This is a genomic window from Streptomyces laculatispora (assembly GCF_017353455.1).
Taxonomy (GTDB): Bacteria; Actinomycetota; Actinomycetes; order Streptomycetales; family Streptomycetaceae; genus Streptomyces; species Streptomyces laculatispora.
On sequence record NZ_JAFMPZ010000511.1, the window covers coordinates 1 to 21,339 of the forward strand.

Sequence of the window (21,339 nt, forward strand, 5' to 3'; positions counted from 1 at the left end):
ACGCCGCCCAGCACCCGCCCCCGCGCGTCCGCCGCAACGAGCACCTCGGCCTCGGCGGCCCGCCGGGCGACGTCCCGCAGCTGCACCAGATACGGATCGTCGGCGCCGAAGTCCAGCAGCCCGTCGCCGAGATAGGCCTCGGCGGTGATCTCGCCGAGGACCGCGTGCTCGGCCGGCTCGACCGGCCTGATCGTTATGTCCATGCGCGGAAGTCTGCCGCACGCCGCGGGCCCGGTCGCCGCAATTGCCGGTCACGCCCGGCCCCCGCGTCCGGCACGCGCAAGGGCCGCCGCACCTTCCGGAGGAAGGATGCGACGGCCCGTACGTCCCGCGCGGGTGCTCCGCGGTCAGTGACCGCCCGGCGCCCCGGCCGTGGCCGGCGGGAGCTGCGCCTTCACGCCCGGGTCGCCCGCGTCCGCGGTGTAGTCGTCGGGAGAGGTCTCGTCGACCCCGGCGGGCGCCTTCACGGCGTTCAGGACGAAGGTGAGGACGACGGTGACCACGACGTTCAGCACGAACGCCGTCAGGCCGATGTATCCGATCTCGCCGATGCCCGGGATCTCCTTGGACGACCCGCCGAAGTGCGCCTGGGTGGGGCTGGCGACCCCGTAGGCGGCGGCCGTGCCGTAGACCATGCCGACCGCCCAGCCCGCGAGGAGGGCCCAGCGGTGGAACCACCGGGTGAACAGGCCGCCGACCAGGGACGGCATCGTCTGGAGGATCCAGATCCCGCCGAGCAGCTGGAAGTTGATCGCGACCGTCTTGTCCATGGTGAGGACGAAGGCGAGCGCGCCGACCTTCACCAGCAGCGACACCAACTTGGAGACCCTGGTCTCCTGCGCGGGGGTCGCGTCGGGCTTCAGGAAGTCCTTGTAGATGTTCCGGGTGAAGAGGTTCGCCGCCGCGATCGACATGATCGCCGCGGGGACCAGTGCGCCGATGCCGATGGCGGCGAAGGCCACCCCCGCGAACCAGTCGGGGAACATGTCCTCGAAGAGCTGCGGGATCGCCAGCTGGCCGTTGTCCACCTTGACCCCGGCGGCGATCGCCATGAAGCCGAGCAGCGCGAGCAGTCCCAGCATCAGCGAGTACAGCGGCAGGATCGTGGTGTTGCGGCGGATCACGTTGCGGCTGCGGCTGGAGAGCGTCGCCGTGATCGAGTGCGGGTACATGAAGAGCGCCAGCGCCGAGCCCAACGCCAGTGTGGCGTAACCCCACTGGCCGTTCACGCCGGGTGCGAGCGCGCCGGTCGGCTTGCCTCCCGGCGGGCCCGCGAACTTCTCCTGAGCGGCGGCGAAGATGTCGTCGAAGCCGCCGAGCTTGATCGGGATGTAGATGATCGCCACGGCGATGACCAGGTAGATCAGCCCGTCCTTGACGAACGCGATCAGCGCGGGCGCGCGCAGGCCCGAGGAGTACGTGTACGCGGCGAGCACCGCGAACGCGATCAGCAGCGGCAGGTCCTTGATGAACCAGTGGGTGTTCTCGCCGCCGCCGACGCCCATCACGTCGAGCACCGCCTGGATGCCCACGAGTTGGAGCGCGATGTACGGCATGGTGGCGAGGATGCCGGTGACGGCGACGGCGAGCGAGAGCCCCTTGGAGCCGAACCGGCCGCGGACGAAGTCCGATGTGGTGACGTAGCCGTGCTTGTGCGACACCGACCACAGGCGCGGCAGGAAGGTGAAGATCAGCGGGTACACCAGGATGGTGTAGGGCACCGCGAAGAAGCCGGCCGCGCCGGCCGCGTAGATCGCCGCGGGTACGGCGACGAAGGTGTACGCGGTGTAGAGGTCGCCGCCGAGCAGGAACCAGGTGACCCAGGTGCCGAACGACCGTCCGCCCAGGCCCCATTCGTCGAGGCTGGCCTCGTTCTCGGCCTTGCGCCACCGGGCCGCCATGAAGCCGACGACCGTGACGGCCAGGAAGAAGAAGATGAAGACGCCGAGCGCGACGCCGTTCACGCCGTCCTTCATGCCGACGCACCCCCCTTGCGGGCGCGCTGGTCACGCTGCCACAGCTTGTACGCGGTCATCGTGAGTGCGGTCGAGATCAGCACCCAGAGCATCTGGTACCAGTAGAAGAACGGGATGCCGATGAAGGTCGGGTCGATCTTGGCGTACGAACTCACCCAGAGCATCGCCACGAACGGCGCGATGAGGCAGAGGGCGATGACCACCCGTACGGGTGTGACGGTGGGTGGCTTTCCTTCTGGGTCTGCTGGCATTGCGGCGACTCCGTCCCCTCGCTGATCACCTGTTGTAATGCGCAGGAAATCTAGGCGAGGGCCCCGGCCAGCGTCACCCCCTGTCCGCATTGCGGTCCGGCAACGGTCGTCCGGCCAGAATCGGGCAGCCGGAACGACTCCCGGCGCAGCAGAGGTGGTCGAGACCAATGGCGGTACGGAGTGGCTGTCCGGAGAGCGGGAAGCCCCCGCGGGGGCGGCTCCACGGGGGCTGTTCGGTGCTGCGCCGGGGCGGTGCCCGGTCAGTCCAGCGGACGCTTCAGACGCGCCACGAACTTGTAGCGGTCGCCGCGGTAGACGGAACGGACCCACTCGACCGGCTCGCCCTGCTCGTCCAGCGAGTGCCGGGACAGCATCAGCATCGGCAGCCCCACGTCCGTACCGAGCAGCCCGGCCTCGCTCGGGGTGGCGAGGGAGGTCTCGATGGTCTCCTCGGCCTCGGCCAGCCGTACGTCGTACACCTCGGCCAGGGCCGTGTAGAGAGAGGTGTACTTCACCAGCGAGCGCCGCAGCGCGGGGAACCGTTTGGCCGAGAGGTGGGTGGTCTCGATCGCCATCGGCTCACCGCTCGCCAGCCGCAGCCGCTCGATCCGTAGCACGCGGCCGCCGGTGGTGATGTCGAGGAGCCCGGCGAGCGTGTCGTCGGCCGTGACATAGCCGATGTCCAGTAGCTGGGACGTCGGTTCCAGCCCCTGGGCGCGCATGTCCTCGGTGTACGAGGTGAGTTGCAGTGCCTGTGAGACCTTCGGCTTGGCGACGAAGGTGCCCTTGCCCTGGATGCGCTCCAGCCGGCCCTCGACGACCAGTTCCTGGAGCGCCTGGCGCACGGTGGTGCGCGAGGTGTCGAACTCGGCGGCCAGGGTCCGCTCCGGCGGCACAGGGGTGCCCGGCGGCATCGTGTCCGTCATGTCGAGGAGATGTCGCTTCAGCCGGTAGTACTTCGGGACGCGCGCGGTACGCGTGCCCGCGCTCGCGCCCGTCTCGTTCTCCGTACTGCCCCCGTCGGCACCCATGGCCCGCCTTCCCGACTGCTGCGTTGCTGCCGTCACCGGCTCCTCCGTCTGTCGCGGCTCACATGGTGGCACGGTCCGGTCACGGGTCGTCGCCCTCCCTCAGATGTCGGTCCTATAACGGACGCGAGTGCACTTCTTATACACCCTTGACACCCCTAAAGGTCTAGGCCAAGCTCCCGGTACTGGTCTAAACCATTAAAGACCAGGTTCCAGCCCCAGCAGTACTCGTCGACGTTTTTTTGCGCGGTGGGCAGGGGTTGCAGCATCCCTGAGGAGGGTGGCGTGAAGCGCAAGCTCATCGCGGCGATCGGCGTCGCGGGCATGTTGGTTTCGATCGCAGCGTGTGGTTCGGATGACGGCAAGTCGTCGTCGAAGGACCCGAAGGACCGCAAGGAATCGCTCACCGTCTGGCTGATGTCGGACGCGCAGAGCACGTGGCCTGAACTGGTCAAGGATGTCAATGCCCAGTTCAAGACGAAGTACCCCAACGTCAAGGTCAACGTTCAGTACCAGACCTGGGCCGACAAGGCCAAGAAGCTTGACGCCTCCCTCGCCGGCGACAAGTTCCCGGACGTGGTGGAGCTCGGCAACACCGAGACCATGACGTACATCCTCAACGGGGCACTCGGCGAGATCGACCCGAAGAAGTACGAGAACTCGGACACCTGGATCAAGGGTCTGAAGGACACGTGCGCCTTCGAGGGCAAGCAGTACTGCGTTCCTTACTACGCCGGCGCCCGCGTAGCGATCTACAACAAGGACATGTTCAAGGCCGGCACCGGCAAGGACACCCTCCCCGCCACCCAGGACGAGCTGACCGCCGCGCTCGACAAGATCGGTACGAAGTACGGCAAGGACAAGGCGTTCTCGCCGCTGTACCTGCCGGGCCGCTACTGGTACGCCGCGATGTCCTACGTCGCTGCCGAGGGCGGCCAGATCGCCAAGTACGACGAGGGCAAGAAGGAGTGGAAGTCCACTCTCTCGACCCCCGAGGCCCAGAAGGGCATCACGGACTTCGTCGACCTGGTCAAGAAGTACAACCACGGTGACAAGACGAAGGACGAGGCGGACCACGCCAACGTCATGGCCAACGAGAAGACCGCTCTTCTCTACGGCAACGGCTGGGAGGCCGGCAGCGTCATCGACTCCAAGGCCAACGGCAACCCGAAGCTGAAGGACAAGATCGCCACCGCGGGCATGCCCGGCCCGAACGGCAAGGCGCTCCCGTCCTTCATCGGCGGTTCCGACCTGGCCACCATCTCCAAGTCGAAGGTCCAGGACCTCGGCGAGGAGTGGATCTCGATGTTCACCTCCGAGAAGTCGGAGGAGGTTCTCGCCTCGAAGAACATCCTTCCGAACAACACCAAGCAGCTTGAGCCGCTGAAGGCCAAGCCGGAGACCGCGGCCATCGCCAACGCCGTGCCGGACGCCTGGTTCACCCCGATCGCCCCGGGCTGGACGGCGATCGAGAAGAAGGAAACGCTCGAGATCATGCTGCTCGACATCATCAAGGGCAAGTCGGTCGAGGAGGCCACCAAGAAGGCCGACGCGGAGATCGACTCGATGATCAACAAGGAGTCCTGAGCCCCGAGCTCACGGAGTCCGAGCCGGTGAGTACGTGAGCCGCCGGCTCAACTGATCATCTGCGGGGGTGGCAGGCCCGAAAGGGACTGTCATCCCCGCCCTCCGGTACCCGGTCCGAAACGGAAGGCAAGCACAATGAGTGCCGCCGACATGAAAGCAGCCGACCCGCCGGTGTCCGTCCCGCGGGCTCCCGAGGGCGCGGATCCTCAGCCTGCGAAGAACGTGAACCGTAAACCGCGGAAGGCCGGCGCTCTGCTGCCGTACCTCCTCATAGCACCGGCGTTCGTCGCCATCGCCGCAGTCTTCGTCTGGCCCTTCATCAAGACGGTCATCATGTCCTTCCAGGACGTGGGCCGCCGCGAGCTGTGGTCCGGATCGGCGGCACCCTGGGTCGGCTTCGACCAGTTCACCAACATCCTCGGCGACAGCGAGTTCTGGGACGTCGTCTGGCGGACCGTCATCTTCATGGCGGTCTGCGTCTTCGTCACCATGGCCGTCGGCCTCGGCCTGTCCATGCTCATGCAGCGGATGTCCACCTGGGTGCGGCTGCTGCTGACCGCCGCCCTGGTCGCGGCCTGGTCGATGCCGCTGCTGGTCGCCACCTCGATCTTCCGCTGGTTCGCCGACTCCGACTACGGCGTCATCAACATGGTGCTGACCAAGTACCTGGGGATCGACGCACAGGGCCACAACTGGTTCCTCGATCCCAAACAGGGCTTCGTCATCATCGGCGCGGTCGTCGTCTGGGGCGCCGTCCCGTTCGTCACCGTGACCCTGTACGCCGCGCTGACCCAGGTTCCCAAGGAACTCGAGGAGGCCGCGTCGCTCGACGGAGCCGGCACCACCGGCGTCTTCCGCTACGTCACCTGGCCGGTCATCAAGCCCGTCTTCCAGATGGTCGCCACGCTCTCCGTGCTCTGGGACTTCAACGTCTTCGGACAGATCTTCCTGATGCGCGGCAACAAGCCGGAACCGGAGTACTCGGTTCTCGGTATCTACTCGTTCGAGAAGGCATTCGAGTCGAACTCGTTCAGCCAGGGCGCCGCCATCTCGCTCATCACGGTCCTGCTGCTGTCCGGCGTCGCCGTGTACTACCTGCGCCAGCTGCTCAAGATCGGAGAGGTCGAGTGAGCGCCTCCACCCCCCAGGTCCTCCGCCCGGACCGCAAGAAGCACCGCATCGGCTACAACATCGCGGGCCTCATCGCCTTCGTGCTGATGGCCTTCCCGGTCTACTGGCTGGTCATCAGCTCGCTGCGGCCGAACGCCGAGATCCGCAGCTACGACCAGACGCTCTGGCCCTCGTCGATCACCTTCGACAACTTCTCCCGCGCCATCAAGCAGCCGAACTTCGGTACGGCCATCGAGTCCAGCCTGATCGTCTGCGGCGTCGCCGTCCTCGGCGGCATGCTGCTCGCCACGATCGCGGCCTTCGCGATCGGCCGCTTCCGCTTCCGCGGCCGCAAGTTCTTCATGATCGTGCTGCTCGTCGTCCAGCTGCTGCCCCCGACGGCGATGCTGATCCCCATCTACATCCAGCTGAACGACCTCGGCGGGCTGAACGAGTACTGGGGCGTCATCGTCATCTACCTCGTCTCCACGCTGCCGTTCGCGACGTGGATGATCCGCGGTTTCGTCATCAACATTCCGCCGGAGCTGGAGGAGTCGGCCATGGTCGACGGGTGCAGCCGGATGGGCGCCTTCTGGCGGGTCACCTTCCCGCTGCTGGCCCCGGGCCTCGCCGCCGCCTCGATCTTCTCGTTGATCACCGCGTGGAACGAGTACCTGCTCGCCTACGTCGTCCTTCAGGACAACGACAAGTACACCCTCAACGTGTGGTTGATGAACTTCACGACCTCGCGAGGCATCGACTACGGCGCGCTGATGGCCGCCTCGACGATGATCGCGATCCCGGTCGTGGCCTTCTTCCTGCTGGTGCAGAAGTACATGGCAACCGGCCTCACGTCCGGTGCCGTGAAGGGATAACGCCACCCATGACCACCCTCGTCTCCACCATGGACACCGTCACCCGCGACGCCCTCGCCGTTCTGCAGCCGGGGTTCACGGGCACGACCGCCCCCGACTGGCTGCTGCGCCGGGTCGGCGAAGGCCTCTCCTCCGTCGGCCTGTTCGGCCGCAACATCGAGACGCCCGGGCAGCTCGCCGCGCTCACCGCCCAACTCCGCGCCGAACGCGACGACGTGCTCGTCGCGATCGACGAGGAGGGCGGTGACGTCACCCGGCTGGAGGTGCGTCACGGCTCCTCCTTCCCCGGCAACCTGGCGCTCGGCTCCGTCGACGACGTCGCGCTGACCCGCGCCGTCGCCCAGGAGCTGGGCCGCCGGCTCGCCGACTGCGGTGTCAACCTCAACTGGGCGCCGTCCGCGGACGTCAACTCCAATCCCGGCAACCCGGTCATCGGCGTACGGTCCTTCGGCGCCGATCCGCACCTGGTCGCCCGGCACACCGCCGCGTACGTCGAGGGCCTCCAGGCCGCCGGCGTCGCCGCCTGTACCAAGCACTTCCCGGGGCACGGCGACACCGCGGTCGACTCGCACCACGCCCTGCCGCGCATCGATGTGGACCTGGAAACCCTGCACGCCCGTGAACTGGTGCCTTTCCGGGCGGCGATCGCGGCGGGTTCCAAATCGGTGATGAGCGCGCATATCCTGCTTCCCGCACTCGACCCGCACCGCCCGGCGACGCTGAGCCCGCAGATCCTCACCGGTCTGCTGCGCGAGGAGCTGGGTTACGAGGGCCTGATCGTCACCGACGCCGTGGAGATGCAGGCCATCGCCTCGACGTACGGGATCGAGCGCGGCTCGGTCCTCGCGATCGCGGCGGGCGCCGACGCGCTCTGTGTCGGCGGCGGCCTCGACGACGACAGCACGGTCCTCCGGCTGCGCGACGCGCTGGTCGCGGCGGTCCGAGCCGGTGAACTGCCCGAGGAGCGGCTGGCCGACGCCGCCGCACGGGTACGGGCCCTCGCGTCCTGGACGCGGCGGGCCGGGGGGACTGCCCAGGAGCCGGGCGCGGCAGCGCAGGAGGGGACCGCGCCCGGCACCGGGGACAGCACGGGCATCAGCTCCGACATCGGCCTGGTCGCGGCCCGCCGCGCGGTCGTGGTGACCGGCACGGCCGAACCGCTCACCGGCCCGGCGTACGTCGCAGCCCTCACCCCCGTCGCGAACATCGCGGTCGGTGCCGAGACGCCCTGGGGTGTCGCCGCCGAACTGGCCCGGCTGGTGCCGGGCACCGGGACGGACACGTACGGCAGCGGGAACGACGCGCTCGCGGCCGATGTGCTGCGGGCCGCGGGGGAGCGGCGCATCGTCGCCGTCGTCCGCGACGCACACCGCCATGCGTGGATGACCGAGGCCCTCGACGCGCTGCTGGCGGCGCGTGCGGACACGATCGTGGTCGAGATGGGCGTCCCCCAGGCCGAACCGAGGGGCGCCTTCCACATCGCCACCCACGGAGCCGCCAGGGTCTGCGGCCTGGCGGCGGCAGAGACGATCACCGCGGCGAACTGAGTCCGGCCCGTCCGCCCATATCAAGCCCGTCCGGCGATTGAGGACAACGCGTCCACCCGGACGCACCCGCACACAAGAGGGCCGGGACACCCACAGGGTCTCCCGGCCCTCACGCGTACCGGAGAAGACTAAATACCCTGCCACAGCGGCTTCGCCGCATACGTGGCGCGGAAGTAGTCCGCCAGCTTCAGCTTCGACGCCGCCGCCTCGTCGACCACGATCGTCGCGTGCGGGTGCAGCTGCAGCGCCGAGGCGGGCACGACCGAGGCCACCGGGCCCTCGACGGTCTGCGCCACCGCATCGGCCTTGCCCTCGCCCGTAGCGAGCAGGATCGGGTGGCGGGACTCCAGGATCGTGCCGATGCCCTGGGTGATCACGTGGCGCGGTACCTGCGCGATGTCGTTGTCGAAGAAGCGCGCGTTGTCGACCCGGGTCTGCTCGGTCAGCGTCTTGATCCGGGTACGGGAGGCGAGCGAGGAGCACGGCTCGTTGAAGCCGATGTGCCCGTCGGTGCCGATGCCCAGCAGCTGGAGGTCCACCCCGCCGGCCTCGGCGAGCGCCTTGTCGTAGGCCTCGCAGGCGGACTGGATGTCCTCGGCGGAGCCGTCGGGGCCCATGAACGCGGCCTCGGACAGCCCGAGCGGCTCGACGACCTCGCGCAGCACCACGGAGCGGTACGACTCCGGGTGGCCCGCAGGCAGTCCGACGTACTCGTCGAGCTGGCAGATGCGGGCGCGCGAGGCGTCAACGGCACCGGAGCGGACCTTGTGCGCCAGCGACTGGTAGACGGGCAGCGGGGTCGAGCCGGTGGCAACGCCGAGAAGGGCGTCGGGCTTGCGGCTCAGCAGGGCGCCGATGGCCCCCGCGATCAGTTCGCCGCCTGCCTTGGCGTCCGGGACGATGACAACTTCCACGCGGGGCCTGCCGATCTGGAGTGACTACATGTGGTATAGACCAATCAAAGTCCTAATCTAGCAGACCTCGCGCACGCGGACACGGCCCCCTGGTACCGGCCGGGCGAACTGTGGGCGACTCGCCCCGCAATCCCGCCGGGTGCCGTCCGCTGGCGGGCCCGCCGGGCCCCGTGTTCGACTTGGCCGACGCATCGGCAGACCCCCGGGAGGCACCAGACATGTCCGCCACGTACCCGGCAGGCGAGGGCGAGCTGCCCGGCCGGATCATGTCCGGCGAGATGGCCGAGCAGCCCGCGATGCTCCGGCGCATCCTCGACGAGGGGGCCCCTGCCATCCGGGCGGTGGCGGCCGAGATCGCGGCGAGGAAGCCGCGCTTCGTGCTGCTCACCGCCCGCGGCACATCGGACAATGCCGCGCTCTACGCGAAGTACCTGATGGAGATCAGGCTCGGGCTGCCCTGCGGTCTGGCGTCGATGTCCACCACCACCGCGTACGGCGCGAAGCCGGACCTCAGGGACGTCCTGGTCGTCACCGTCAGCCAGTCCGGCGGCTCGCCCGACCTGGTGGCGTCCACCAGGGCCGCGCGGGAGGCCGGTGCGGTGACGCTGGCCGTGACCAACAACCCGGACTCGCCGCTCGCCGCGGTCTCCGAGTACCACATCGACATCCTGGCGGGTCCGGAGAAGGCCCTGCCGGCCACCAAGACGTACACCGCCTCGCTGCTGTCCCTGTACCTGTTCGTGGAGGGACTGCGCGGCGGCGACGGTGCGGCGGCCACGATCCTGCCGGAGCTCGCCGAGGCGATCCTGGACCGCAAGAGCGAGGTCAGGGCCCTGGCGTCGCGCTACCGCTTCGCCGAGCGCATGGTCATCACCTCGCGCGGCTACGGCTATCCCACGGCCAAGGAAGCCGCCCTGAAGCTGATGGAGACGAGCTACATCCCCGCGCTCTCCTACTCCGGCGCCGATCTGCTGCACGGCCCGCTCGCCATGGTCGACAACATCTCCCCGGTGATCGCCGTGGTCACCGACGGCCGGGGCGGCGAGGCCCTTCAGCCGGTGCTCGACCGGCTGCGCGGACGTGGCGCCGACCTCTTCGTGGTCGGCCCGAAAGCCCAGGTGGAAGCGGCGTCAGCGGGCTTCGTGCTGCCGACGGCCGGGGTCGCCGAGGAGGTCCAGCCGATTCTGGAGATCCTGCCGCTGCAGATGCTGGCGTACGAGGTGACGATCGCCCGCGGCCAGGACCCGGACGCCCCGCGCGCGCTCGCGAAGGTCACCGAAACGCACTGACCGGGGGCCGGACGGCCCGGAAGACACCCGCGGGCCGCGGCGCCGGGCCGGGACCCTCAGCCCGACCAGCACCGCAGCCCGGAGTAAGACCGCCCTCAGGGCGGTCCGCCCGGCCGGAGGTGTGCGGTGCCCCCGGCCTGGGAGAGGTACCGGCGCAGTCAGGGCAGAGAGCGCGGGTACCTCGTTCCGCTCTCCTGTGCGGGGAGAGCGGAGGCTCTGTCTTCAGCATTGTGGACTAGACCATTCACCCCTGTCCATCCATGGGACGCGGCAATTTTCGGCCCTTCTTCCCGCACGTGCGGCCGGGTCGTCCGGTTCGGTACCTGTGCGCATCCACAGGTACGCTCGCACGCGTGCCCTCCATGAACGACCTCGTCCGCCAGCACACAGCCCTGAGTGACACCGACCTCGAGTGGCTCCATCTGCTGGTCTCGGAGTGGCAACTGCTCTCCGACCTCTCCTTCGCCGACCTGGTCCTCTGGGTCCCCACCCGCGACGGCACCCGCTATGTGTCCGTCGCCCAGATGCGGCCCAACACCGGCCCCACCTCCTACCAGGACGACATGGTCGGCCATCTGGTGCCGCGCGGCCGCCGTCCGCTGCTGGACGCGGCGCTGGACGAGGGCCGGATCGTGCGCGAGGGCGACCCGGAGTGGCGCGAGGAGGTCCCCGTACGGGTCGAGTCGATCCCCGTACGCAGGGAGGGCCGGGTGCTGGGTGTCATCGCCCGCAACACCAACCTCCTCACCGTCCGCACCCCGTCCCGGCTGGAACTCACCTACCTCCAGTCCGCCTCCGACCTGGCCCAGATGATCGCCGCCGGGTCCTTCCCGTTCCCCGGCCAGCAGGTCGACATGGACGCCTCGCCGCGGGTGGGTGACGGGCTGGTCCGGCTCGACGCCGACGGCGTCGTCCAGTACGCCAGCCCCAACGGCCTCTCCGCGTACCACCGTCTCGGACTCGCCTCCGACCTGGTCGGACAGCACCTCGGCGGGATCACCGCCGAACTCGCACCCTCCCGGGGGCCGGTGGACGAGGCGCTCGTCAAACTCGCCAGCGGGTACGCGCCCCGCGAGTTCGAGGTCGAGTGCACGGGCGGGGTGATCCAGCTCCGGGCCATCCCGCTCAAGCCCAAGGGGGTCCGGATCGGGTCCCTGGTCCTGCTCCGCGACGTCACGGAACTGCGGCGCCGCGAGCGCGAGTTGATCACCAAGGACGCCACCATCCGGGAGATCCATCACCGGGTGAAGAACAACCTCCAGACGGTGGCGGCCCTGTTGCGGCTGCAGGCCCGCCGGATGGACTCCGAGCAGGGCCGTGAGGCGCTCAACGAGGCCGTACGGCGCGTGGGTTCGATCGCCATCGTGCATGAGACGCTGTCCCAGAATCTGGACGAGCGGGTGGAGTTCGACGAGATCGCCGACCGGGTCATCGCCATGGTCGCCGAGATCTCGCCGGGCAAGGTGACCTGCCGCCGCATGGGGCGCTTCGGCATCCTCGACGCCGAAGTGGCCACCCCGCTCGCGATGGTCCTCACCGAAGTGCTGCAGAACGCGCTGGAGCACGCGTTCTCGGTCGCAGAGTCCGGCACGGTCGAGGTCTCCGCGGTGCGGGGCGGCTCGCCCACGGAGGGGCGGCTGCTGATCACCGTTCAGGACGACGGGTGCGGTCTGCCCGAGGGGTTCGACCCGCAGCGCGCCGGCAATCTGGGGCTCCAGATCGTGCGGACGCTGGTGGAGGGTGAGTTGGGCGGGACGTTCGGCATGGTGCCGGCGCCCGAGCGCGGCACCCGGGTCATCCTCGACATCCCGGTCCGCGCCGACAAGTAGCACCACGCGTCCGCGCCGGCCGGTGGCACCGTGCCCCGCTGCCGGACATGCGCACAGCAGGAAGCCCGGACCGTTGGTGACGGTCCGGGCTTCCTGGTCAAACGTGCGCTTCGGGGGTACTGCGCGCTGCGACTCGGGGGGCGGGGTGATGCGTACACTCCGTACGCGCCGCCTGGCTGAGGCTCGTAGCGGTGGCGTCGGTCAGGCGCTGGCGTTGCGCGCCCGGTTGCGAGCGGCGCGGCGCTTCATTGCGCGGCGCTCGTCCTCGCTGAGGCCACCCCAGACGCCGGAGTCCTGGCCGGACTCGAGCGCCCACTGCAGGCACTGCTCCATGACGGGGCAGCGACGGCAGACGGCCTTGGCTTCCTCGATCTGCAGCAGCGCAGGACCGGTGTTGCCGATGGGGAAGAACAGCTCCGGGTCTTCCTCACGACAAACGGCGTTGTGACGCCAGTCCATGGCTGCTACCTCTCCTTGGTATTACGTACTGTGGCTTGTGAATGTGAACGCTTTCACGAATCCCCCCGCAGGTGTAGGGCCGACGTCCAGATGAACTGGATGTGGTCCTGTGCAGTGAGGAGGGGTTCTGGCTCTCAGTGGAGGCCGTTGTTGCGGGCCGTCCCGATCGCCATGTAGAGATTCGCAAACCTCGGCGGCGGATACAACCCCTTCAGGAAAGTTTTTTTTGATTCCTCGGTGTCGGCTAGGTCACAGCCGTACTTCTAGAGGGTGGAAGCCAGTCCAAACGTTCGAGTTAAAGGACTTTGGTCCCTTCCACTCACACAATCACACGCAGTGCACGGCGTACGCCTGTGAACGTCACACTTGTACGCACTCCCAGGTGGTCACCGTCCATCTGGAAGGGCAGTGGCGCCTTTGAATGCAAGGTGAAGTCCGTGAGGTCATGCAGTGAAACCGCGTGCTTACCGTGTGGCCCCTTCTCGGGACTCGAAGTGAGCAGCTGAGTGGCGTAGCGGGTGACCGCCGCCGTCGACAGCCGCTGCAGGCCGAGGACGTCCAGGGCGGTGTCGAACGAGGCCTTCGGAGAGGCGTACATCGGGCGATTCCCCAGGTAGGTCCAGGGTGCCGTATTGCAGATTATGGAGAGCGCGAGATCGGTGACCGGTTCGTGTCCGGGCACGTCGAGCGTGATCATTCCCTGCCGCCGGTGCGGTTCCTCAAGGAATTGGCGGAGCACCTGGCGGACGTACAGCGCATGGGTCGACCGCTTTCCCTGTTCGCGTCGCTGTTCGACCCGGCCGATGACGCCGGCGTCGAATCCGAGGCCGGCGCAGAAGGTGAACCAGCGCTCCGGCACCGATTCGTCCTCCGTGCCGGGAGTGCCGGCCGCCAGACCGAGGCCGACGGTGCGCTCCGTGCGGTTGGCCAGCGCGTCCAGAATGGCGCCGGTGGCCTCCACCGCGTCGTTGGGCAGACCGAGGGCGCGCGCGAAGACATTGGTGGAGCCACCGGGAACCACGGCGAGTTTCGGCAGGTTGTCGATGTCGGGACCGTTGTGCAGCAGGCCGTTCACGACCTCGTTGACCGTGCCGTCCCCGCCGAGTGCCACCACGAGATCGATGTCGTCGCTGTCGGCCGCCTGACGCCCCAGGTCGCGGGCGTGCCCGCGGTACTCGGTGGTCACGGCCTCCAGCTTCATCTCGCTGGCCAGTGCGTGAATGAGCACGTCACGGGTCCGCGCACTGGTGGTGGTAGCAGCTGGATTGACCACAAGAAGTGCGCGCATGACCGCCAGACTACCTACCGCGGGTTATCGGCCTGAAGTCCTGCCCGGTGGCCTTCACGCACAGTGACGGTCCGGGTGCGGTGGGGCGGCCCGCGGCGGCCCGGGGCCGCCACGTTCCGGTGGTGTGACGGCCCCGGCTTCGCTTTCGCGGGTCCGGGGTGCCAACCTGCAGGGGTGAGTACTCAGCAGAACGCGCCCTCGTCGGCGCCGCCGAAGCCGGCCAGGATCACGGTCGTGGCCGGACTCAACGCCATCGAGGGCGCGGCCCTCGTCATCGGCGGGATCTACATGCTGGTGATGGGGCTGCTCGGCCGCCCCGACAGCCCGCAACAGGCCGAAATGGGCGGTCTCACCCTGATCGCGCTCGGGCTGATCCCGCTGTTCGCCGCCCGTGGGCTGCTGCTGCGGCGCAGCTGGAGCCGCGGCCCCGCCCTCATCACCCAGATCATCGCGCTGCCGGTGGCGTGGACGCTGCTGCGGTCGCACGGCGTGCTGATTCCGGCCGGGATCGTGCTCGCGGCGATGTCCCTGACCGCGCTGTACCAGCTGGCCAGGCCGGCGACGATCGAGGCCCTGGGCATCCGTCGTCCTGGCGCGGAGCCCGACACGGACACCGACGCCTGACGCGTACGCGCGCAACGCGGGCAGCCGCCCGCCGCTCCGGGGTGCGTCGCGGCCGCCGGGCTTCCGGGGCCGCGCACCGTCCGGCTACTCCTCGACGAGCAGCCGCTCGCGCAGCTGTGCCAGAGTGCGGGCCAGTAGCCGCGAGACATGCATCTGCGAGATGCCGACCTCCTGCGCGATCTGCGACTGGGTCATGTTGCCGAAGAACCGGAGCAGTAGAATCCGCTTCTCCCGCGGTGGCAGGTCCTCCAGCAGCGGCTTGAGTGATTCCCGGTACTCGACGCCCTCCAGCGCCTCGTCCTCGGAGCCGAGCGTGTCCGCGACCGCGGGGGACTCGTCGTCCGTGTCCGGCACGTCCAGCGAGAGCGTGCTGTAGGCATTGGCCGATTCCAGGCCCTCCAGGACCTCTTCCTCGGAGATGCCGAGCCGCTCCGCCAGCTCGTGCACCGTGGGCGAACGGCCGTGCTGCTGCGAGAGCTCCGCGGTCGCCGTGGTCAGCGAGAGCCGCAGCTCCTGGAGGCGGCGCGGCACCCGCACCGCCCAGCCCTTGTCGCGGAAGTGGCGCTTGATCTCGCCGACGACCGTGGGCGTGGCGTACGTCGAGAACTCGACGCCCCGCTCCGGATCGAACCGGTCCACCGACTTGATCAGGCCGATCGTGGCGACCTGGGTCAGATCGTCCAGCGGCTCGCCCCGGTTGCGGAAGCGCCGGGCCAGATGCTCCACGAGCGGCAGATGCATCCGCACCAGCCGATTGCGCAGTTCGGCCTTCTCGGCCGAGCCCTCGGGGAGTTTGCCCAGCTCGATGAACAACGCCCGCGCCCCGCTGCGGTCGTGTGGATCGTGGTGCCCGTGCTCGCTCATCTGGCCTGCCCGCTCCGCCTGCGACTGCTCCACCACGACCGTACGGCCAACGGGCCCGTCCACCCCGTCCACCGCACGGGGCAGGTCCGCCTCGTCCACCGGATGTGTCAGGGCCTGCTGCTCCGGGATGCCTGCTGCGTGCACCACCCCTGGTCGGATCGTCTCGTCCCGCACAGGACCGTCCCCGTTCCCGTTGCTCACGCCGGCCCGGGTCCCGCGCCGCGCTGTTTGTACAGGCTGATGCTGACCGTGCGGTCATCGGCGACCGTGGAGTCGACCTTTCCTGCCAGTGCGGAGAGCACCGTCCAGGCGAAGGTGTCGCGCTCCGGGGCCCGCCCGTCCGTGGTGGGGGCCGAAACCGTCACTTCCAGAGAGTCGTCGATGAGACGGAAGACGCAGCTGAGGACGGAGCCGGGCACGGCCTGCTGAAGCAGGATCGCGCAGGCCTCGTCGACCGCGATGCGAAGATCCTCGATCTCGTCGAGAGTGAAGTCCAAGCGCGCTGCGAGACCGGCCGTGGCCGTACGCAGCACCGACAGGTAGGCACCCGCAGCGGGCAGCCGGACCTCTACGAAGTCCTGATTCCCGGGCTCGCCTGCGATCTGGGACACCCTCACCTCCAAGGTGGCACAAACTCATTCGAGGATCCGGGAAGGGTGCCCCGGAGCCATGCGGTACGTCTTCGGTTCTTGGTCCGGCGACGCTATCGCGATCCATGATGCCGTGTCGCCAAGACCCCGTCCCATGACTGTCACTCATAGTAAGCCCATGAGTACGCACAGTGGCTAGAGGTCTGCGGCGGTCAATTACGAACAACAGGCGCCGGTTTGACGTACCCAGACGTCAGACGATCGAACCGTCCTCGAAGCACCAGCGCCAGCTTTCGCCGGGTTCGAAGCTTCGCATCACCGGATGACCGCTCTCCTTGAAATGCGTCGTGGCGTGCTGCAACGGTGAGGAATCGCAGCAGCCGACACGGCCGCATACCAGGCAGAGCCGCAGTTGCACGGGGTGGGTCCCCGCTGCCCGGCATTCGAGACAGGTCTCGCTGAGGGGTGCGGGCTCGGGGCGCGGCAGATCTGATACGTGCGGGCACTCACTCATGATTGCCAGGTTACGACGGATGCGAGGACCGTGAGATGGACGCATTGCCACTGGTGGCACTGGTCGCGGCCAGTGCGGCGATGGCGGGGCTGGCCCGCCGCACGCCGGTGCCCGCCCCGCTGTTGCTGGTGGCCATGGGGCTGATCGGCTCGTACGTGCCGGGGGTGCCGACGTACACCCTGGACGCGCACATCGTGCTGCCGCTCCTGCTGCCACCGCTGCTCTACACGGCAGCCGTCGACAGTTCGTACCTCGACCTGCGGGCGAATCTGCGTCCCGTCGCGCTGCTCTCCGTCGGCTATGTGCTGTTCGCGACCGTCGCGGTCGGCTGGCTGGCGTACCGGCTGGTGCCCGGTCTGCCGCTCACCGCCGCACTGGTGCTGGGCGCCGTGATCGCCCCTCCGGACGCGGTCACGGCCGCGGCGATCGCCCGCCGGGTCGGCCTGCCCGCCCGGGTCACGACGATCCTCCAGGGCGAGTCTTTGTTGAACGACGCCACCGCGATCACCGCGTACAAGGTGGCGCTCGCCGCGGCCGTGGGCGAGGGGATGAGCTGGGGCGCCGGGATCGGCGAGTTCTTTCTCGCGTCGGTCGGCGGAGTCGCGGTCGGCCTGGTGCTCATGGTGCCGCTGCACTGGCTCCGTACGCACCTGAAGGAGGCGCTGCTCCAGAACACCCTGTCGCTCCTGATCCCCTTCGTGGCGTACGCGGCGGCCGAACGGGTGCACGCCTCGGGGGTGCTCGCGGTGGTCGTCGTCGCGCTCTATCTGGGCCACCGGTCCTGGCAGGTCGACTTCGCGACCAGGCTCCAGGAGGCGGCCGTCTGGAAGATGGTCGCCTTCGTCCTGGAGTCCGCGGTCTTCGCGCTGATCGGCCTCCAGCTGCCCTTCGTACTGAAGGGGCTCGGTTCGTACGCCGTCGCGGACGTCCTCTGGTACGCGGTGGCGGTGTTCCTGGCGGTCGTGGTGGTCCGGTTCGTCTGGGTCTATCCGGCGACCTATCTGCCCCGCTGGCTGTCGAAGCGGATCAGGGACCGGGAACCCGAGACCGACTGGACCGCGCCGCTGATCGTCGGCTGGGCCGGGATGCGCGGTGTCGTCTCGCTCGCCATCGCGTTCTCCATCCCGATGGTCACGGCCGGCGGCGCGGACTTCCCGGCCCGCAACCTGATGCTCTTCCTGACGTTCACCACGGTGATCGGCACCCTGGTCATCCAGGGGCTCACGCTGCCGCTCCTGGTGCGCGTCCTGAGGCTTCCGAGGCGCGACCGGCAGGCCGAGACCCTCGCGGAGGCGCAGGCGCAGAGCGAGGCGTCCACGGCTGCCGAGGCGCGACTGGAGGAGCTGCTCACCGACGAGCGCAACCGGCTGCCCCAGCCGCTCACCGACCGGCTGCGAACCGTCCTGGAGCGGCGCCGCAACGCCGTGTGGGAGCGGCTCGGGGCGTCGAATCCGGTGACGGGGGAGTCGGCGGACGACACCTACCGGCGGCTGGCCGGCGAGATGATCGAGGCCGAGCGCGAGGTCTTCGTGCGGCTGCGGGACGAGCGGGCCATCGACGACGAGATGATGCGGACCCTGCTCAGGCGCCTCGACCTGGAGGAGGCGGCGGCCTACCGGGAGGAGGCGGACTGAGGGGCGCCGGGCGGCTCGGCCGGGTCCGGGCTTCCGGTGACCACGGCGGCGACCGCGGTGCCCGCGGGGAACGCCCCCTCCTCGGCCAGCACCGTGAGCGCGTAGAGGAGTTTGGCCACATAGAGCCGCTCGACCGGCAGCCCGTGCCGGTCCTCGAAGTCGTCCGCGAAGGCGTGCAGGGCGACAGTGGTGCGGGCGTAGCCGCCGAAGTGGAAGCGGTCGTCCAGGGACCAGGCGCCGGCCGGTCCGCCGAACGCCTCCCGCTGGAGGTCCCGTACCGCGTCGCCCAGGAAGCCGCCGCGCAGGACCGGGATGCCGAGGGCGCGCTGTCCCGGTGCCAGGCCGGCGGCGAGACCGGCGAGGGTGCCGCCGGTGCCGCAGGCCACCGCCGCCACCGCGGCCCGGCCGCGCAGCTCGCGCCCGAGCTCTGTGCAGCCCTGTGCGGCCAGGGCGTTGCTGCCGCCCTCCGGGATGACCTCGCACTCCCCGTGGGCGCTCAGCAGCCCGGCCAGGACCTGTGGATCGGCCTTTGCGCGGTACGTCCGGCGGTCCACGAAGTGCAGCCGCATCCCGTCGGCGGCGCACTGGGCGAGCGAGGGGTTGAGCGGGCGGTGGGCCAGCTCGTCGCCGCGGACGACGCCGACGGTGCGGAAGCCCAGCAGCCGGCCCGCGGCGGCCGTGGCCCGCAGATGGTTGGAGTACGCCCCGCCGAACGTCAGCACGGGACGTCCGGCGGCGGCGAGCAGGTTGGGGGCGAGCTTGCGCCATTTGTTGCCCGGCAGATCCGGGTGGATCAGGTCGTCGCGCTTGAGCAGCAGCTGTACGCCGTGCCGGCCGAAGCGGTCGTCCTCGGCCGGCTGCAGGGGTGACGGAAGCATCGGCTGCAGCCGGGAGAGGCCGGGCGGACGGGGTGGTGTGGCGGGCATGCCCCCATTGTGGACGTGGTCCGGGCGGGCCGGCGGGCGGCTACTTGAGGCGGTCGTGGACCCGCGCCCGCATGGAGGTCATCGTGAAGCCGCGCGGGTCCACCTTGCCCGGTTGCCACTCCAGGTGTCCGATGACCGACTTGGAGGTCCAGCCGTGGCGGCGGCAGATCGCGGCCGCCGCCTTCTCGATGGCTTCGAGCTGGACGTCGGGCCAGGGGTCCTTGCCGTCGCCGAGGTTCTCGCACTCGAAGCCGTAGAAGTGCCGGTTTCCGTCGGTGTTGGCCTCGTTGTCCGACGGCAGGCGCTTCTCGGCGACGACGGCGCGCAGGACGTCGTCGTCGCCGAGACCGGCGTGATTGACCCGGCCGTAGCCGACCAGGTGGACCCGGCCGTCCTTGGCGATGACGCCGTGGCACAGCGGCCCCGGCAGGCCGGAGTGGCCGTCGCGGCAGAGCCGGACGGTGGCGTCGGTGCCCTGGGTGGCGGTGTGGTGGATCATCACGCCGTTGACCGGGCCCCAGGAGCCCTTGTGGTTGCGGTTGTGGGTACGCCAGTCGCCCACCTGGACGACGGTGAGCCCCTCGTTCTTCAGGGCGGCGAGGAAGGTGCTCGCGGACATGGGTGAGGACATGGCCGGCTCCTTTTGCGGGTGGGGAGTATGTCCGTACAGCGCTTGTACCCGGCAAAAGAGGCCCCGAGCCAGTTGTGGGCCGTTCACGGGGCTCTGTTCGGGCGGTGTGCGAGCCGATCCGGTCAATTCCCCGGGCAGCGGACCCGGGTCAGTCCTTGGCGAGCCACAGGTCGGGGCCGAACACCTCGTAGTGGATGTCGGCCGCCGGGACACCCTTGGCGAGCAGCTGGGTGCGTACGGACCGCATGAAGGGCAGCGGGCCGCAGAGGTAGGCGTGAGTGCCGGACGGGATGACCAGACCCGTCAGGTCGACTAGGCCCGTGCGGTTCGCGGGGTGGCCCGGCGCGGGGTTCTCGTACCAGAAGTGCGCCGCGGCGTCGCGGAGTTTGCCTGTGAGCAGGGCGTGGTCGGTGCGCATGGCGTGGTCGTCGGGGGAGCGGTCGCCGTGCACGACGGTGACCGGGGTGCGGTGATCGCCGTTCGCGAGGTGCTCCAGCATCGAGAGCATCGGGGTGCATCCGATGCCCGCGGAGGCGAGCAGGAGCGGGGCGTCGGCGGACTTCAGTACGAGGTCGCCGTACGGGGCCGACACCCGGAGCCGGTCGCCCGCCCGGACCCGGTCGTGCAGCTGCCCTGAGACCTCGCCGTCGGGGGCGCCGCCGCCATGCACCCGCTTGACGGTGATCGAGCGGAGCGGGGAGCCGGGGGCTGAGGAGAGGCTGTACTGACGTATCTGGCGTGCACCGTCCGGGAGTTCGGACTGCACCGAGACGTACTGGCCGGGGTGGAAGCCGGGGGCGGGTGAACCGTCGGCGGGGCGGAGCCGGAAGGTGGCGACGTCCTGGGTCTCCTCGATCCGGGAAACCACTTCCCAGTCGCGCCAGACATCACCGGCGAGCACGCCCTGCTGCGCGTACAGCCGCTCCTCGATGGCTATGAGGGCGTTGGCCATCAGCCAGTAGACCTCGTCCCAGGCGGCCGCGACCTCCGGGGTCACGGCGTCGCCGAGCACCTCGGCGATGGCGGCGAACAGGTGGGTGTGCACGACGTCGTACTGGGCGGCGGTGATGCCGAGCGAGGCGTGCTTGTGCGCGATGCGGCCGAGCATGACGTCGGGGCGGGTGTCCGGCTGCTCGACCAGCTGGGTCGCGAACGCTGCTATGGAGCCGGCGAGCGCCTGGCGCTGGGCGCCGGAGGCCTGGTTGCCGCGGTTGAAGAGGTCGCGCAGCAGCTCGGGGTGGGCGTCGAACAGCTTGCGGTAGAAGAGATCCGCGATGTCTGCGATGGCCGCGCCGACGGCGGGGAGGGTGGCACGGACAGTGGCGGTCGACGGCTCGGAGAGCATCGTGACTCCTCGGTTTTGAATTGGTATCTGAGATGCGTATTTTTGGGCGGAGTGCGGC

General features: G+C 69.3%; 20 protein-coding genes and 1 pseudogene. 8 read left to right on the forward strand and 13 right to left on the reverse strand.

Going from position 1 to position 21,339, the window contains the following annotated elements; genetic code table 11:
- The 4 genes and pseudogenes from J1C73_RS26700 to J1C73_RS26715 all read right to left on the reverse strand — a co-directional run.
- Positions 1–203: pseudogene (locus J1C73_RS26700) on the reverse strand (GNAT family N-acetyltransferase); the annotation flags it as partial.
- Positions 204–347: 144 nt separating this feature from the next.
- The gene (gene mctP, locus J1C73_RS26705; RefSeq protein ID WP_207318627.1) at positions 348–1,976 is read right to left on the reverse strand and encodes a monocarboxylate uptake permease MctP; all 1,629 of its coding nucleotides are present in this window, start codon (positions 1,974–1,976) and stop codon (positions 348–350) included.
- On the reverse strand, positions 1,973–2,227 hold the full coding sequence (locus tag J1C73_RS26710; RefSeq protein ID WP_123461561.1) for a DUF3311 domain-containing protein: 255 nt from the start codon (positions 2,225–2,227) through the stop codon (positions 1,973–1,975). The genes mctP and J1C73_RS26710 overlap by 4 nt, the downstream gene beginning before the upstream one ends.
- 260 nt (positions 2,228–2,487) lie before the next feature.
- Positions 2,488–3,258, reverse strand: coding sequence for a GntR family transcriptional regulator (locus J1C73_RS26715; RefSeq protein ID WP_123461562.1), 771 nt, complete (start codon positions 3,256–3,258; stop codon positions 2,488–2,490).
- A gap of 282 nt (positions 3,259–3,540) precedes the next feature.
- Between J1C73_RS26715 and J1C73_RS26720 the strand changes: the two genes are divergently transcribed.
- The 4 genes from J1C73_RS26720 to J1C73_RS26735 all read left to right on the forward strand — a co-directional run bounded on the left by J1C73_RS26720 (position 3,541) and on the right by J1C73_RS26735 (position 8,374).
- Positions 3,541–4,842, forward strand: coding sequence for a sugar ABC transporter substrate-binding protein (locus tag J1C73_RS26720; protein ID WP_207318628.1), 1,302 nt, complete (start codon positions 3,541–3,543; stop codon positions 4,840–4,842).
- A gap of 135 nt (positions 4,843–4,977) precedes the next feature.
- Positions 4,978–5,973: a carbohydrate ABC transporter permease gene (locus J1C73_RS26725; protein ID WP_207318629.1), complete on the forward strand. Its 996-nt coding sequence runs from the start codon at positions 4,978–4,980 to the stop codon at positions 5,971–5,973.
- Positions 5,970–6,827 carry a carbohydrate ABC transporter permease gene (locus tag J1C73_RS26730; protein ID WP_123461565.1) on the forward strand — a complete coding sequence of 286 codons (858 nt, stop codon included), beginning with the start codon at positions 5,970–5,972 and terminating at the stop codon, positions 6,825–6,827. Before J1C73_RS26725 ends, J1C73_RS26730 begins: the two co-directional genes overlap by 4 nt.
- Positions 6,828–6,835: 8 nt before the next feature.
- Positions 6,836–8,374 carry a glycoside hydrolase family 3 protein gene (locus J1C73_RS26735; RefSeq protein WP_207318630.1) on the forward strand — a complete coding sequence of 513 codons (1,539 nt, stop codon included), beginning with the start codon at positions 6,836–6,838 and terminating at the stop codon, positions 8,372–8,374.
- A gap of 128 nt (positions 8,375–8,502) precedes the next feature.
- Here J1C73_RS26735 and nagB read toward each other — a convergent pair whose 3' ends face one another.
- Positions 8,503–9,288, reverse strand: a complete 786-nt coding sequence (gene nagB, locus J1C73_RS26740; RefSeq protein ID WP_207318631.1) for a glucosamine-6-phosphate deaminase — start codon at positions 9,286–9,288, stop codon at positions 8,503–8,505.
- 218 nt (positions 9,289–9,506) lie between these two features.
- On the opposite strand from nagB, the gene J1C73_RS26745 reads away from it, so the two are divergent.
- Positions 9,507–10,577 carry an SIS domain-containing protein gene (locus J1C73_RS26745; protein ID WP_207318632.1) on the forward strand — a complete coding sequence of 357 codons (1,071 nt, stop codon included), beginning with the start codon at positions 9,507–9,509 and terminating at the stop codon, positions 10,575–10,577.
- Between the two features lie 362 nt (positions 10,578–10,939).
- Complete coding sequence (locus J1C73_RS26750) at positions 10,940–12,406, forward strand: sensor histidine kinase (RefSeq protein WP_207318639.1); 1,467 nt, start codon at positions 10,940–10,942, stop codon at positions 12,404–12,406.
- Positions 12,407–12,607: 201 nt separating this feature from the next.
- Here the strand turns inward: J1C73_RS26750 and J1C73_RS26755 are convergent, their stop codons facing one another.
- Entirely contained in the window at positions 12,608–12,865 is a 258-nt protein-coding gene (locus tag J1C73_RS26755) for a WhiB family transcriptional regulator (protein WP_003953983.1), read from the reverse strand.
- A 319-nt stretch (positions 12,866–13,184) separates the two neighbouring features.
- On the reverse strand, positions 13,185–14,153 hold the full coding sequence (locus tag J1C73_RS26760; RefSeq protein ID WP_207318633.1) for a diacylglycerol/lipid kinase family protein: 969 nt from the start codon (positions 14,151–14,153) through the stop codon (positions 13,185–13,187).
- A gap of 174 nt (positions 14,154–14,327) precedes the next feature.
- Here J1C73_RS26760 and J1C73_RS26765 point away from each other — a divergent pair, with 174 nt between their 5' ends.
- Positions 14,328–14,777: a hypothetical protein gene (locus J1C73_RS26765; protein WP_372446741.1), complete on the forward strand. Its 450-nt coding sequence runs from the start codon at positions 14,328–14,330 to the stop codon at positions 14,775–14,777.
- Positions 14,778–14,861: 84 nt separating this feature from the next.
- On the opposite strand, the gene J1C73_RS26770 is transcribed toward J1C73_RS26765, so the two are convergent.
- From J1C73_RS26770 to J1C73_RS26780, 3 genes are all read right to left on the reverse strand, one after another.
- Complete coding sequence (locus tag J1C73_RS26770) at positions 14,862–15,788, reverse strand: RNA polymerase sigma factor SigF (protein WP_372446742.1); 927 nt, start codon at positions 15,786–15,788, stop codon at positions 14,862–14,864.
- A 50-nt stretch (positions 15,789–15,838) separates the two neighbouring features.
- Positions 15,839–16,252 carry an ATP-binding protein gene (locus J1C73_RS26775; RefSeq protein WP_014048265.1) on the reverse strand — a complete coding sequence of 138 codons (414 nt, stop codon included), beginning with the start codon at positions 16,250–16,252 and terminating at the stop codon, positions 15,839–15,841.
- A 232-nt stretch (positions 16,253–16,484) separates the two neighbouring features.
- Complete coding sequence (locus tag J1C73_RS26780; protein ID WP_207318634.1) at positions 16,485–16,745, reverse strand: UBP-type zinc finger domain-containing protein; 261 nt, start codon at positions 16,743–16,745, stop codon at positions 16,485–16,487.
- Between the two features lie 35 nt (positions 16,746–16,780).
- Between J1C73_RS26780 and J1C73_RS26785 the strand changes: the two genes are divergently transcribed.
- Positions 16,781–18,379, forward strand: coding sequence for a Na+/H+ antiporter (locus J1C73_RS26785; protein WP_207318635.1), 1,599 nt, complete (start codon positions 16,781–16,783; stop codon positions 18,377–18,379).
- Here J1C73_RS26785 and J1C73_RS26790 read toward each other — a convergent pair.
- From J1C73_RS26790 to J1C73_RS26800, 3 genes are all read right to left on the reverse strand, one after another.
- Positions 18,358–19,305, reverse strand: coding sequence for a 1-aminocyclopropane-1-carboxylate deaminase/D-cysteine desulfhydrase (locus J1C73_RS26790; RefSeq protein ID WP_207318636.1), 948 nt, complete (start codon positions 19,303–19,305; stop codon positions 18,358–18,360). The genes J1C73_RS26785 and J1C73_RS26790 overlap by 22 nt on opposite strands.
- A gap of 40 nt (positions 19,306–19,345) precedes the next feature.
- Positions 19,346–19,936 (reverse strand): N-acetylmuramoyl-L-alanine amidase, encoded by a 591-nt coding sequence (locus J1C73_RS26795; protein ID WP_207318637.1) that lies wholly within the window; start codon positions 19,934–19,936, stop codon positions 19,346–19,348.
- A 148-nt stretch (positions 19,937–20,084) separates the two neighbouring features.
- Complete coding sequence (locus J1C73_RS26800) at positions 20,085–21,281, reverse strand: globin domain-containing protein (RefSeq protein ID WP_207318638.1); 1,197 nt, start codon at positions 21,279–21,281, stop codon at positions 20,085–20,087.
- Positions 21,282–21,339 lie beyond the last annotated feature (58 nt).

What these genes read in the sequence shown, in the direction of transcription:
- mctP (WP_207318627.1), bottom strand. Translation starts at nt 1,976, where the DNA reads ATGAAGGACGGCGTGAACGGCGTCGCGCTCGGCGTCTTCATCTTCTTC.
- J1C73_RS26710 (WP_123461561.1), bottom strand. Translation starts at nt 2,227, where the DNA reads ATGCCAGCAGACCCAGAAGGAAAGCCACCCACCGTCACACCCGTACGG.
- J1C73_RS26715 (WP_123461562.1), bottom strand. Translation starts at nt 3,258, where the DNA reads ATGGGTGCCGACGGGGGCAGTACGGAGAACGAGACGGGCGCGAGCGCG.
- J1C73_RS26725 (WP_207318629.1), top strand. Translation starts at nt 4,978, where the DNA reads ATGAGTGCCGCCGACATGAAAGCAGCCGACCCGCCGGTGTCCGTCCCG.
- J1C73_RS26735 (WP_207318630.1), top strand. Translation starts at nt 6,836, where the DNA reads ATGACCACCCTCGTCTCCACCATGGACACCGTCACCCGCGACGCCCTC.
- J1C73_RS26745 (WP_207318632.1), top strand. Translation starts at nt 9,507, where the DNA reads ATGTCCGCCACGTACCCGGCAGGCGAGGGCGAGCTGCCCGGCCGGATC.
- J1C73_RS26750 (WP_207318639.1), top strand. Translation starts at nt 10,940, where the DNA reads ATGAACGACCTCGTCCGCCAGCACACAGCCCTGAGTGACACCGACCTC.
- J1C73_RS26755 (WP_003953983.1), bottom strand. Translation starts at nt 12,865, where the DNA reads ATGGACTGGCGTCACAACGCCGTTTGTCGTGAGGAAGACCCGGAGCTG.
- J1C73_RS26760 (WP_207318633.1), bottom strand. Translation starts at nt 14,153, where the DNA reads ATGCGCGCACTTCTTGTGGTCAATCCAGCTGCTACCACCACCAGTGCG.
- J1C73_RS26780 (WP_207318634.1), bottom strand. Translation starts at nt 16,745, where the DNA reads ATGAGTGAGTGCCCGCACGTATCAGATCTGCCGCGCCCCGAGCCCGCA.
- J1C73_RS26785 (WP_207318635.1), top strand. Translation starts at nt 16,781, where the DNA reads ATGGACGCATTGCCACTGGTGGCACTGGTCGCGGCCAGTGCGGCGATG.
- J1C73_RS26790 (WP_207318636.1), bottom strand. Translation starts at nt 19,305, where the DNA reads ATGCCCGCCACACCACCCCGTCCGCCCGGCCTCTCCCGGCTGCAGCCG.
- J1C73_RS26795 (WP_207318637.1), bottom strand. Translation starts at nt 19,936, where the DNA reads ATGTCCTCACCCATGTCCGCGAGCACCTTCCTCGCCGCCCTGAAGAAC.
- J1C73_RS26800 (WP_207318638.1), bottom strand. Translation starts at nt 21,281, where the DNA reads ATGCTCTCCGAGCCGTCGACCGCCACTGTCCGTGCCACCCTCCCCGCC.